Consider the following 13,331-nt stretch of genomic DNA (forward strand, 5'->3'; position numbering starts at 1 on the left):
TGAAAAAGGTAATAGCACCTGAACAGGAAAAATATGAAGTTATATATGAAAAAATATTATTCAATAAAATAACGGAGGCATTTTCTTGGCGAGAGCGTCCGAAAGATATGTGGGAATTAAGTTTTGAAACTGCAACAATAATAATGCCTGATGATGAAATAGCGCTAAAACAATTTTTGGGTAAGAATTGGCAAGATATCACTCTTGATATATACGTAAACTATGATGATGCTTTATATGTATTTACTCCATCAGCCTATGCTTATTATTTACCTGGGTTACTTATTACTTCAGCGAAAGCTATGGATATAGCTATAGCTGAAGATGAAGCTATAGTTAGAGCTGAGGCTGAAGCTGAGGCTAAAGCTAAAGCTATAGATATAGCTTTAGGTAGAACCAGAGCTAAAGTAAGAGCTAAAGCAAGAGCTATGGCCAGAGCTGAGGCTTTAGCTAAAGCAAGAGCGATAGGGGATAAAAAAGCAAGGATTAAAGGTTTTATAAATATAGTTGTATTTTGGATTATGGATTTTGAAAAAATACTGTCTGACAGATATCTATTTAAACGCTGGGCAACATTAACCATTGAAGAATATTTAGCAGTTAAAGCTTGGCTAATATGGATTACAAGAGAAGATACATATCAAGATGATGAAGATATCTATCAAAATGATGAAAGTGTTTGTCAAAATAATGTAATGAATTCTTTAATTAGCCTAGACAAACTTATTGACCTTGCTAAGCAACGAGAAAAATGACGCTGTAAATAAATTTATGTATTTGCCTATTTTTGAACTAAGCGAATGAGTAAAAAATAGGTAGATACAAAATGAATGAAAAAGCCTAAGAAAAATGGTAGTGAAGTAGGTTTAAATATCCCCCTAAAATAGTACAAATCATAGGAGAACATATTATGTGTCAAAAAATTTAGCGCAGAGTTTAAACAATAGGCAGTGGTTTGATATTGCTTTACCCACTTATCTAATGCGGATTTAGTGATGTCATACTCAGTAATAATATTTGTTTATTTTTTAGCATGTTGATATAGAATCACCATTTGTTTTTTATTGGTAAGTAAAACGGCGTTTTTCTCTTTGCGCTGAATCAATTGCCATTGTTGTTACCTTCTTTTATTTTTAGTTTATCATAACAATGACCTTATAAAACTGGGACTAATTAGTATAGCCTATCTGGTCGGCATTTATAGTAGTTATAAACAAGCTAAATTCGCTCTAGAAAGAGTCAAAAATAAACCAGGATTTATTGATTATCCTGATGATTTTCAGATTTTTGCTAGTGTTTTAAATCGTGATGGTTGGTGTGAAGGTTTTGTTAAATAAAATATACTAAGCACTAAAAATGCTTTTATAAATTACAGGAGAATATATGCAAAAAGTCTATGTTTTATATCATATTCGAGATATCACTATTGCTGCTGAAAATAAAAAGAGAATTGGCACTTACAGTAGTTATAAATTAGCTAAAGAAGCAAAAAATAGAGTTAAAGACCTGCCTGGTTTTATTGATTACCCGGATAGCTTTTATATTAGTGAATATGTTATTGATAAAGATTATTGGGCTGATGGGTTTAAGGCTATGCAAAAAGTCTATGTTTTATATCATATTCGAGATATCACTATTGCTGATGAAAATGAAAAGATAATTGGCACTTACAGTAGTTATAAATTAGCTAAAGAAGCAGAAAATAGAGTTAAAGACCGGCCTGGTTTTATTGATTACCCAGATGATTTTTATATTAATGAATATGTTATTGATAAAGATTATTGGGCTAATGGGTTTAAGGAGAGGCAAAAAGTTTATTTTTTATATCATATTCTTTATGAAGATACGGATGATGAAGATGTTAAATTAATTGGTATTTACAGTAGTTATAAACAAGCTAAATTAGTTATAGAACAGCTTAAAAATAAACCTGGATTTATTGATTTTCCTGATGATTTTCAGATTAGTAGAAGTTTTCTGAATCAAGATAGTTGGGTGTATGGTTTTGTTAAATAAAATATGCCAAGCATTAAAAATGCTTTTATAAATTACAGGAGAATATATGCAAAAAGTCTATCTTTTACATCATATTAGCGATGAAGGTAATGCTGATGAAGATGATAAAAACATTGGCACTTATACCAGCTATAAATTAGCTGAAGAAGCAAAAAATAGAGTTAAAGACCAACCAGGTTTTATTGATTACCCGAATGGCTTTTATATTGATGAATATGTTATTGATAAAAATTATTGGGCAGATGGGTTTAATGACTAGGTTGTATTGAACTTATAAATAAATTTGTGAACCAAATAAAATATAGGAGTAAGGAGAGGCAAAAAGTTTATTTTTTATATCATATTCTTTATGAAGATACCGATGATGAGGACGTAAAAATAGTCGGCATTTATAGTAGTTATAAGCAAGCTGAATTGGCTATAGAAAGACACAAAAATAAACCAGGATTTATTGATTTTCCCGATGATTTTCAGATTATTGAAGATGTTGTTAATCGTGATGGTTGGATGGATGGCTTTGTTGATTTACCTGAGTAGATTTAATGAATAACTTTTACAGTTCATTGATGGCGTTGTAAATAAATTTATGTATTTGCCTATTTTTGAACTAAGCGAATAAATAGGTAGATACAAAATGAATGAAAAAAGCCTAAGAAAAATGGCAACATAAAACCCGTTTAAGCACATTAAGCTTAGTAAATGATATCAGAGTAAAGGGCTATGATATATTAGAAAGAAAGATTAGCCGAGCATGATAAAAAACAGTCAGAAAAGCTATTGATTTTATTTGATTTTTATTGTTGTAAAATGATAGGGATAATAACATTAACCCTTTTGTTACAAGCTTATTTCATGGTTTACAGCCCAATACATTAAATAGCTGGTGATACCTCTAAGTAATGATTTATTTGGTCGAAAAGTGATTGGATAGCAAACCAGTTCACATATTGATAGATATTTAGTTTGTAACACACTGAAAAATGCTTTATATCGTCGTCAATTTCCTAAAATTAGCATTTAAATTTGTTCCAAAAAGAAATAAATAATTAAAATTAAGTATAGGCTATATATGTATACCTCCAAACTTAATACAAACTCACGTAGAAAATTAAGTTAACTGTTTTAATGTTTTATATTCAATTGGTGTCATGTTATTTAATACCTATGAGGTATTTCGGTGTTATAAATCGTTAACCCTTCTTCGGTTATTTTCCTTGCTTGCGCTAATATTTAATTCAAGTTTTCCAAATGAATTTTTCACTTGGAGAAAGTGTTTTTTAAAATTGATTAATACTCAAGTCGAAGTAATTTTGAACTTGCAATCCCTTTGATACAACATACTAACCTTGCAATAAGGACATTATAAGAATTCTCCCTTCAAATGGAGAAAATATATTAGAAATACTACCCTCTCTAATACCTATTGTTAATAGTTGTTCAATTTCATTCTGTATCCATTTTGTAAATACCCCAAACTTAGTACACAACTCACGTAGAAAATCACGCTGCTTGTTTTAGTGTTTTATACTCAATCGGTGTCATGTTATTTAATGCCTCATGCGGTCTTTCGGTGTTATAAATGGTTAGCCATTCTTCGGTTACCTTTCTTGCTTGTTCTAGATTATTAAATAGATATAAATCAAGTACCTCAGTGCGATAGGTACGGTTAAATCGTTCAATATAGCCATTTTGATAAGGGCTACCGGGCTGGATATAATCAATGGTTATATCATGTGATTTAGCCCAGTTGGTAAAGGTTTTTCCTGTAAATTCTGGCCCATTATCGACCCGTATTTTTAATGGATATCCATGATATTCGGCCAGTTTATCTAAGTAACGGGTAATCCTTCCTGCAGGTAAGCTTACTGCAATATCAATACCTAACGCCTCACGATTAAAGTCATCGATGACATTGAATGTCCTAAAGCGACGTTGATTACGACTACTGTCACTCATAAAATCCATTGACCAACATTCACCTTGTTTATTGGGAGGCAATAACTTTTCTGGCTCCCGAGGTGGAATTCGTTGTTTTCGTTTTGTTTTAAGATTCAGTTTTAACTCACAATACACCCGATAAACACGTTTATGATTCCAACGATATCCCAGTTTTCTGATTCGATTAAAACACTTAGGAAAGCCCCAACGTAAATGCCGGTCTGTGATAGCATTCAACACCGAAACAATCACCGAATCATCCTGTAACTTAGCTTGATAATAGTAAGCACAGCGGCTTAAGCCAACAATGGCACAGCTCATAGCAATAGTAACTAAATGATTTTGTTGTAGTTGCTGTGCCCACGTTTTACGTGCCTTTGTGGGCACTAAAGCTTTTTTATGATTTCTTCCTGAAGCTGGGATTTTAAGCTCAGTTCGGCAAACATCTGCTTAAGCTTGCGGTTTTCAGCCTCCAGCTCCTTTAAGCGTTTAATATCCGACGTTTCCATACCACCGTATTTTTCCCGCCATTTATAGAAAGTTGAATTACCCATGCCATATGTACGGCACAACTCTTTAACGGGTACACCTGCCTCTGCTTCTTTTAAAATAGCGACGATTTGATGTTCAGTCATTTTTTTCATCATTAAATCCTCTTTTACTTTTATCACAGAGAATTTTCTACTTTTTTGCTGTACTATTTTAGGGGATAGTTACAATTTGAAAGTGTAGGTTACTTTTGATGCTAGCTCTGGTTGATTCATTATTTGTTTATCATGAGCTAATTGTCCTACTAAACAACCACGCTTAATATCGCGTTTCTTGGTAAGAAGCTGCGTTAATCGATCAAACGCGGAACCTTCGTTATTTATTATTGTTTGAGTTTCACGAATTAACAATTCACAATTATATTGAATGGCATAATAAGCTAGATTATATTTTTTCTTAAAATGATGGTCTCTTGTCATTTTTTGTATTCCTACAAACAAAAATAAAAATGTAACATTTAAAAATAATCAGCAAAACAACAATTCAGATAACCCTTTTAAAAATGGGAATGTATTGGAGATGGTATCGTCAGCGGTATTTCTTACTGTTCCTCAATTGGAAATGATTGTACTTACATTCGGAGGGGGTATATGCATGATGTGCTATAAATTAATCTCGTACTAATCTCGTGAATACTAATTTTTATACAAATTATGGACGGGATTTTAAGAATATGATCATGATAAACATTAAAATCGAATAGGTCTATTAAAATTTTATTTTATCGTCAATGGAATTTCGTCACTAACTCTTAGTTTTGTTGCCACGAATGCTATAGCTGGAGTGTTTTTTTCGTGATTTTAGGTTTATTTGGTTGCTTGGCAAGGTGTTGCTTATACAGATAAGCATACCAAAGATCGATCTATTGGTATGCTTATTTTTAAGCTTTTTATTTTATAACTTTAATGCTTGAACGCTTTGTACTAGATCAGCAAGTTGTGTAACAATTTGAGCTCCTGTATTAGCTTCATCGCCACCAAGTGCTTTATTGCGCACAAAGTCGGTTTTAATTTGCTGCCAGCGTTTTGTCTGTTCTTCGGTAAGTACATTACGGATTTCTGCCAATTTTAATAAATTTTCTTCTGCTCCATTAGTAAGCAATTGTGCTTCTCCAAGGTAGTGATCTTCAATAATCTGATTAAGCTCTTCATCATTCATCACTGAGGATATTTTTTCCGCAAGTTTATTCATATTACGGTAACTACCTTGCAACTTAAATGGAGGTTCGGTTCGATATTTATCAGATTGTGCCGCACTAATAATGTATTGTTGATTAACTTTAAATACTACTTCACGAACTTTTAATAGATGACGAAGTACGGCAACAATTTCATTAATTTCGGCTTGGCTATAAGCATAACTAAGCTCGTTAGTGTTAAGAGGCTTTCCTTGCGCGTGATCGATTAATAGATAAAGATCATTAAGGTCACGTAAGGCAAGAGGAGAAAGGATAGGATTTGAGGTTAAGCTGTTTTCAATATAGCTTGATGCAAATACTTCATCCATTCCGCCAAGCACTTCCCCTAAATTATAAATATCTGCACGGTTAGCCAACATGTCAGGAATTTTAAAAACTTCGCCAGATTCGGTATAGGGGTTACCAGCCATAATTACGCAGAATTTTTTGCCACGAAGATCATACGTTTTGGTTTTTCCTTTCCAAACCCCTTCAATACGCCTAGAGCCATCACATAGTGAAATAAATTTTTGTAAAAACTCAGGGTTGGTGTGTTGGATATCATCAAGATAAAGCATAACGTTGTTACCCATTTCAAGTGCTAAGTTAAGCTTTTCAAGTTCTTGACGGGCGGTTGCATTTGGTGCTTGCTCAGGATCAAAAGATAACACACTATGCCCTAACGCAGGTCCATTAATTTTCATAAAAATTAAACCAAGTCGGTTGGCAATATATTCCATTAAGGTTGTTTTACCATAACCTGGAGGGGATATGAGTAATAATAATCCCATTAAATCGGTACGACGGCTTTCTCCTACAGTTCCCATTTGTTTTGCTAGGTTATCACCAATAATTGGTAGGTAAACTTGATTAATGAGTTTATTACGTACAAATGAACTTAATGGTTTTGCTTTAAATTCCTCAAGATGTAAAAAATGACGTTGTTCTTCTAAAACTTCTTGGCGAAGCATTTGGTAATGCTTAAATTCTGGAATTACTACACGCGATTGTTTACGCATACGACTAAAGAAGTCATCTAGATTTATATTTAATTGCCCTTGCTTAATGCTTGGATGTTCGCCTAATAGATCATTAACGGTAATATCAAGGTCAACTTCGCTAACTGTTGAGGTTATACCGTTTTCTTTATCTAATATACATAGCATCGTTGCTTCAGCAATATAAGCTACAAATTTTTGATACTGGGGTAGGGTGCATAGACCTTTAAACCAACTTTCGATTAGATTCCAACGATCTGCTAATCGTGTCATCAGGTTTATTTGTGATTGATTAAAGTCCACCCACATGTGAGATTGCTCTAATTGCGTTTTTAATCCTTCAAACAATATTTGGCTATATTTACTTAATGTAAATTGTTGCGGTGTTTCGGCTAATATGTAGCTTAAATATTCGGATGCCTGTTTAACATGATAATTATCATGTTGTATTGGATATTTTTGTAGAAATAAACTGAGTTCTTCAAATATTTCTGTACGAAGATTTTTTAAACCTTCTTCATGTCCAAATAGTGAGTAAATATCCATACAGGTTTTAGCGCGTTCAGGCCATAACTTAGCGATGTCATTTTTTTGATTATAATGCCAATAAAGCATAGCTAAACTGCGTGCTAAAGGATTATAACGTAGTAAGCCTGCAATCTCACCTAGTGGAATAATTTTTAATAATATTTTTACTGCATCATGATCGTGAATGCCTTTTTCATAGCCTTCTCGATATCGTATTGCTGCATAATCACGAACAGTTTTACTCAATAGTTCAGGTTGATTTAATTGCGTAGTGAGTTTTTCATAAGTTAATTCATCATCTTTTTTTAATGCAGAATTAATAATTGAATAAGCAAGATATTCTGCACGATAGACTGTAGGTGATTCTGATTCTAATGAAATTGTCCAAAATGGTTTGTAGCTTTCTAGTTTAGGATGTTCTATTTTTTCTTGATAATCGGTACCCGTTAATTGTAAATATAGATGGTCTGCTTTAGGTACGACTGTTAGATCAAGTTCCTGTGTATTGACACTAAACTTATGTCTTGGCCCAAGTTTTATGACATTACCGCCTGATTCAAAAATTTCTGATTTATCACGTAAAGCGCGGATTGCTTGATCTTGTGCGCTTTTGAATCGGGATTCAATATCGTCTGCTTTAACATTATCAAATAGTGCTCTTAGTTTTTCGACGATTTCACGAATTTTTTGGGCTAAAGGATCAGCAACAAAAAAAGCATTGAGTTCTGTTTGGTCTGAAAACTTTGCGGTTCTTCTTGGTATGCTATCTAAAATTCGTTGCGCTGCGGTTTGTAGTGCTTCACTGCGTCTAGCTCTGTCTTCTAGAAGAGCTTGCTTATGTGTTTCAAACGATTCTAATATTTCTTCACGCTTTGCTAAGATATCATTTAAAAACTCTTCACTTTCGCTAAATTGATTTTCCAGTTCTTCTAATTGAACTAACAGCCTAGAAAGCTCATCTTCACATTTTTCAGGTGTCGTAGCAAGCCCTAGTGCATTGGCTATACTTTGACTAAATAGTTTGAATTGAGCGCCAAATTGGGCGACCATTTCAGTGCTCGAAAAATTTTTTCGGTTTTGGTTTATTCTTGCTTTGGTTTGATTAAGTTTTGAATAAACTTCTGCAATTGATTCAATGATTTTTGTTTGCAATGTGACATCATCAAACTTTAATGATGCCATTAATTGCGATAGCATATCTAAATCATTAGACATATCATCAGCCATTTTTGCTGGCTTATTGAGTTTTGCGACAGAATCTGCTTTCGCAATGTCATTTTCTATGTCATCAATTTTTGATATGAATGGCTCTAAGGCTTGTTCACTACCTAGAAATTCTGCTGTGGCTAAATAAACGATAGATTGGCGTTTTTTAAGTTCATCTTCCATTATATCGATTTGATCTAAATCGATATAACGGTAAGTTCTTAAAGTGACAAGACTACCCAATTGCATTTTGATTGCATTCAGGGCATCGACATATTCTTGAGTTTCTTTCCAACTATCAGGATATAATTTTGCTAATAGATCTTGTTGATTTGAAATCGCTTCGCGCATAGCGCTATTTGATTGGCGGCGTATACTTTCAACTTTTTCATATTCATCAAGTACTAATTCGCTTGTTTGCGAAATATTACGAAGAATTGGTGTAAAAGGTAAATTTTTCTCGTCATTTAGCCAAAAGTAGGTATCAAAGAGTTTTTTAGTGTCTTCACTTAATTTGCTGTATAGTTGGGATGATACTGATTGGTTGTCAATTTCACGAGCAATAAAATAAAGATCTGAGATGCCTCGAACTAGTTCAGCATTGCCAATTCTACCTAAAAAGCTATTATTTGTTGGTTGTTTTGCAGCAAATTCATCACTATAAAATGGTGTTTGCCATATTTGCATTGGATGGACCCGAGTTGGTTCGTTACTTTCTCCCTCGAACACAACCATTCTACCATCTTCAAAAACAGCATAACCATGACCTAAAATAGGGCTATTGAGTTTACGTTCAATCATATTATAGTTAAATAATGCTAATCGACCAGATGTTGGATCATAAAATATATATAAAACATCTTCGCCATTAGGTGAACGTCTGATACGTCTAAAACGCATTCCTGACATTGATTGATCAAATGTTTTGTATTCGCCATTTTGTAAATAGTAACCACCAGGGAAAATAATTCCATGATCTTCTGGGAGTTGGATACAAGCTTGACCAATAAAATCAATTCGTTGGACTTGTTGTGTTAGCGTATTATAGACTAAGTACCGCCAATTATCTTCGCGATAAGGTAATACTTTTAGTAGAATCAATGATCCTACTTTAGCATATTCTATTTTAGCGTCATTAATGGATTGATTTTTATCGATGACATCTTCGCGGTAAATTCCAAGCCCATCGTTAGTGTTATTTTCACATTTTATTGTTAAATCACCACCAATTGTTTCAACAAAAACAGTATCTAACACATTAACATGTGGAAATCGTCCATTAATAATATTTTCACGCGTGGTCTCTTGCCATTCAAAATCATAAGCAGGTGGAAGGGCTATATCTCGTTCACCACGGTTATCTATATAATTAATATTTTTTTTATCGGTTGATATAGACCACCGAAAAACGCGAATATCACTTACCCGTTCACCAATTTGGAAGCTAGCTAGTAACTTACCATCTCGTTCAACAAGTTGTAATAACTGAGCATTTTTATAATAAGTATAAAGTTCATTAAAATCTTGAACAAATCGATCAATGTTTAAGAAGGTACCAGAAAGATCAACAGGATCTGCTTCGTAATTACCATCACGTTCGATAAGCTGATAAAGAGAAAAGACATCTTCAATTTTGGTTTCTTTTTTTAATCCTAAAAAAACGTTATAGCCAAATAATAACCAATCACCAAAACGAACAATATCTCTTGCTATACAATTATTTTCAGTTCTTATACGAATTCGCGCGGTAATTGACATATCGCTTTTACCGAATTCAGAAAGCCGTTGTTGATTTAATGTTTCTGTTTTTTGGTTAAGCTCTTGCCCTAATGATGTTAGACGTTTACGAAGAATTTCATAAGCACCGCCTTCGGCAACTGCTTTATCTAATGTTGTTTGTTTTTCAATATCTTGTTGTATTTCTGACATTTTTAACTCATTATGATTATACAGAAAAGCTTATTGTTTTCGGTAGAAACGTATTATCTACCGAAAACAGATGATAGCGATAAGCCAAATTAATAACTATCGAAGAACATGTTCATTATTTATTGTCATTTTCTGTAGATAGAAATTGTTTTGCTAGTGCTTTTAAATCAGTATTTTGCAATGTTTCTTTTAGATCAACATGCTTATCGCCTGATAAGCGTGATAACACTGATTGCAACGCCGATTGAAGAACAGGGCTTTGATTAACTGTTCCTTCAATAGCTTTACCTACACTAATTGCTTTAGAGAAGCTGTTAAAGAAGTTATCGTTGCCGCCCACAATTTCGATATTGGCTTTACTAAATGCTGCTGCAAGAACATCTGCTTGCTCTCTTGCAATTTCTTTATTGGCAGCAATAGCAGCCATAGCTTGTTCAAATCCTTTTTCAAGTGCCAAACGGAACTCCTCATGGTGTTGAGATTGTTCGCTCATTGTGCCCATAGCTTGGAATTTCTCAACTAAACCACTAGCTTCGGCTGTTAAACGTTCACGTATTACTAGTGCTTCAGCAAGGCCTTGCTCTTTTGTTGACGATGCTTTGGCTAAACCGATTCGTTCATCACCACGAGCTTGTGCTGAAAGTTTTTCTTCAAGTACTTTAGCTTCTGTTAAGCCTTGTTTCTCGATTGCAATAGCTTTAGCTTCAATAACTTTAGCTTCTGATAATCCTTTTTCTTGGTTACCTTTTGCTTCTGCTAATAAAGTTTCTGCTGTGATATTTGCTTTGACTAATCCTTCTTTTTCTTCAGCTTCTGCGCGTGCTTTACGTACTTTTGCTTCTGCAAGACCGATTGCCGCTTCTTCAGCTTCAATACCTTGTGCCAATTGTTTTTTGGCTTCTGCTTGTTTAGCTGCTGCTTCAAGTTCAGCTTGTGCCATTGTGCTAATTTCAATAGCGCGGTGTTTTGATGATTGTTCGTCAGCTTCTGCTTGCTTAACTTGCTTAACTAACTCTTGTTCAGCTCTTGCTTCTGCTTCAATAATTGTTGTTTGTTTTTCACGATCTGCTTTTGAAACTTCACGTACTTCTTTAATGTTTTCTTCTTCGACTGCCACTGTTTTTTCAACAGCAACGCGTTCTCTTATTACATTGGCAATAAGTTTTTTTTCTTCTTCAAGCACTTTATCTTTTTCAATGCGTTGCAATTCAACCTCTCGTTCACGAGCAACAATTTCAAGTGAACGAGCTCTTTCAACTCGCTCTTCTTCTATTGCAATAGCTCTTAAGCGGTTTTGTTGTGCAACTTCGACTTCACGTAAACGATTTTCTTCTCGTACTTCAATTTCTTGTTGTGATTGAATTCTAGCTTGTTCTGCTTTCAAACGCTCTTCTTCTTGTACTTTTAACGTTTCAGCTGCTTCACGTGCTCGAATTGTTTCGATTTCTCTTTTTTGTCTTGCTTCAGCATCTGCTTGTTGTCGTTCAAGTTCAAGTTTTGCTTCAATTGTTTCGGTATCTTTCTTTTTTAATGCGAGTTCAAGATCTCTTTCTCGTTTGTTGGTTTCATCTTTATGAACAGCTGTAATGGATGTAATTTTATTAATCCCTTCAGCATCAAAAATATTATCAGGATCAAGAGATTTTATTGGCGTTTGTTCTAAATAATCGATAGCAACATCTTCTAAAGCATAACCATTTAGATCTTTTCCGATAACATCAATAATGCGTTCACGAAAGTTCATGCGATCTTCAAACAGTTTTGATAACTCGAATTGTTTCCCGACGGTTTTTAGTGCTTCTGAAAATTTTGCACTAAAGAGTGAACTTACTGCTTTTTGATCTGAAGCTCTATCTACACCAATAGATTTAGCTACTTTTAACACATCTTCAGTCGTTTCGTTAACGCGTAAATAAAAAGCAACACAGATATCTGCGCGTAAATTATCTTTACAAATTAAACCATCTTTACCCCGCCGCTCTACATCAAAAGTAATCAATGAAATTTTCATAAATTCTTTTTTATAGATAACAGGGTAAACTAGGGCCCCTGTAAAGTGTACTTTGGGTTTTGAGGTCATATCATTAACGATAAGTGCTGTACCCTGAGGAACTTTAATATAAAAAGCTTTAAATAATAAGAAAAACCCCATTATAACTAAAAAGATAATTCCTATTGTTATAAAAAAAAATATTATTGTATCAGTATTTATATGCATAATTTATTTTTCTCCAAAAATTGAACTCTGACTATCCGTTAAATTCTTCAATGCTAATGATTTCATAGAAATTATTGGCCATATCATATCGTAGTAGTACTGCTTTATCTCCACGCTTAAATTGATAAGCTTCGTCACTTCTAACTTGTAAAATTAATCCCGCTCCACCATCTTCATAAATAGCTTCTCCTTTAATGTTATTGACAATACTGGATCGTATTAGAACAATTTGTCCTAATAATGATTTATGATCATGAGTTAAATTTAGTTTTGTGAAAATAGGGCGAATAGGTTTTATGACAAATGCAGTGAGGTAAATAGCGGTGATTAGTGAAATTACAAAAAAAACTGCTCCTATAATAAAATAAAGCAAAATATCATTATATAGCGGTAATATAAAGAATCGGAAACTAAAATAGCTAATTGCCCATCCGAATAATGAAATTAAGGTAATAACTAATGTGAGCGGTACTTCATTAAAACCAAATTTCAATAATAAGCCACCAAATCCAGATGATGGTATATCGGTAGCTGTATCCTCTACGTTAATCGCTATATCTAAACAATCAACACTTAAAATGCCAATTGCGGCAGTTAACCAATACATAACGCAAAGTGTTAATAAGGCGCTAAAAATAACAACGGGAAAAGAAAAAAATATCCCCCAAAAAAGCTCCATTATATTTCCTTTATATTTTAAATAGTTATTACAATTTTCTAATTATTATATTTTTAACGGTTATTGTAACTAAAAAAAGTAAAACTTAAAAAA

At 33.5% G+C, this 13,331-nt stretch carries 8 protein-coding genes and 1 pseudogene; 4 read left to right on the top strand and 5 right to left on the bottom strand.

Annotated elements, in window-relative coordinates:
* The 4 genes and pseudogenes from A9G45_RS14260 to A9G45_RS01625 form a co-directional block, all read left to right on the top strand.
* Positions 1 to 755: pseudogene (locus tag A9G45_RS14260) on the top strand (hypothetical protein); the annotation flags it as partial.
* A 628-nt stretch (positions 756 to 1,383) separates the two neighbouring features.
* Entirely contained in the window at positions 1,384 to 2,016 is a 633-nt protein-coding gene (locus A9G45_RS01615) for a DUF7336 domain-containing protein (RefSeq protein ID WP_065572350.1), read from the top strand.
* Positions 2,017 to 2,062: 46 nt separating this feature from the next.
* The gene (locus tag A9G45_RS01620; RefSeq protein ID WP_065567495.1) at positions 2,063 to 2,275 is read left to right on the top strand and encodes a hypothetical protein; all 213 of its coding nucleotides are present in this window, start codon (positions 2,063 to 2,065) and stop codon (positions 2,273 to 2,275) included.
* Positions 2,276 to 2,301: 26 nt separating this feature from the next.
* Positions 2,302 to 2,553, top strand: a complete 252-nt coding sequence (locus A9G45_RS01625; RefSeq protein ID WP_081297775.1) for a DUF7336 domain-containing protein — start codon at positions 2,302 to 2,304, stop codon at positions 2,551 to 2,553.
* A 963-nt stretch (positions 2,554 to 3,516) separates the two neighbouring features.
* On the opposite strand, the gene A9G45_RS01630 is transcribed toward A9G45_RS01625, so the two are convergent.
* The 5 genes from A9G45_RS01630 to A9G45_RS01655 all read right to left on the bottom strand — a co-directional run bounded on the left by A9G45_RS01630 (position 3,517) and on the right by A9G45_RS01655 (position 13,238).
* Positions 3,517 to 4,598, bottom strand: a protein-coding gene (locus A9G45_RS01630; RefSeq protein WP_442903098.1) for an IS3 family transposase whose coding sequence is annotated in 2 segments (ribosomal slippage) — positions 3,517 to 4,355 and positions 4,355 to 4,598 — 1,083 coding nt in all. Because the reading frame shifts where the segments join, the coding sequence is not laid out codon by codon here.
* 69 nt (positions 4,599 to 4,667) lie between these two features.
* Positions 4,668 to 4,922 carry a hypothetical protein gene (locus A9G45_RS01640; protein ID WP_065567498.1) on the bottom strand — a complete coding sequence of 85 codons (255 nt, stop codon included), beginning with the start codon at positions 4,920 to 4,922 and terminating at the stop codon, positions 4,668 to 4,670.
* 475 nt (positions 4,923 to 5,397) lie between these two features.
* Complete coding sequence (locus A9G45_RS01645) at positions 5,398 to 10,341, bottom strand: DNA repair ATPase (RefSeq protein ID WP_065567499.1); 4,944 nt, start codon at positions 10,339 to 10,341, stop codon at positions 5,398 to 5,400.
* Between the two features lie 115 nt (positions 10,342 to 10,456).
* A complete protein-coding gene (locus A9G45_RS01650) occupies positions 10,457 to 12,493 on the bottom strand; it encodes a hypothetical protein (RefSeq protein WP_442903099.1) in 2,037 nt (678 codons plus the stop codon).
* 97 nt (positions 12,494 to 12,590) lie between these two features.
* The gene (locus tag A9G45_RS01655; RefSeq protein WP_065567461.1) at positions 12,591 to 13,238 is read right to left on the bottom strand and encodes a hypothetical protein; all 648 of its coding nucleotides are present in this window, start codon (positions 13,236 to 13,238) and stop codon (positions 12,591 to 12,593) included.
* Between the last annotated feature and the right edge of the window lie 93 nt (positions 13,239 to 13,331).

The sequence above is a fragment of the Gilliamella sp. HK2 genome, from assembly GCF_001690265.1.
In the GTDB taxonomy this organism is placed as follows: Bacteria; Pseudomonadota; Gammaproteobacteria; order Enterobacterales; family Orbaceae; genus Gilliamella; species Gilliamella apicola_C.

Bases quoted from the DNA above. Each gene is read 5' to 3' on its own strand.
- A9G45_RS01650 (WP_442903099.1), bottom strand. From the start codon at position 12,493: ATGGGGTTTTTCTTATTATTTAAAGCTTTTTATATTAAAGTTCCTCAG.
- A9G45_RS01640 (WP_065567498.1), bottom strand. From the start codon at position 4,922: ATGACAAGAGACCATCATTTTAAGAAAAAATATAATCTAGCTTATTAT.
- A9G45_RS01655 (WP_065567461.1), bottom strand. From the start codon at position 13,238: ATGGAGCTTTTTTGGGGGATATTTTTTTCTTTTCCCGTTGTTATTTTT.
- A9G45_RS01645 (WP_065567499.1), bottom strand. From the start codon at position 10,341: ATGTCAGAAATACAACAAGATATTGAAAAACAAACAACATTAGATAAA.
- A9G45_RS01615 (WP_065572350.1), top strand. From the start codon at position 1,384: ATGCAAAAAGTCTATGTTTTATATCATATTCGAGATATCACTATTGCT.
- A9G45_RS01620 (WP_065567495.1), top strand. From the start codon at position 2,063: ATGCAAAAAGTCTATCTTTTACATCATATTAGCGATGAAGGTAATGCT.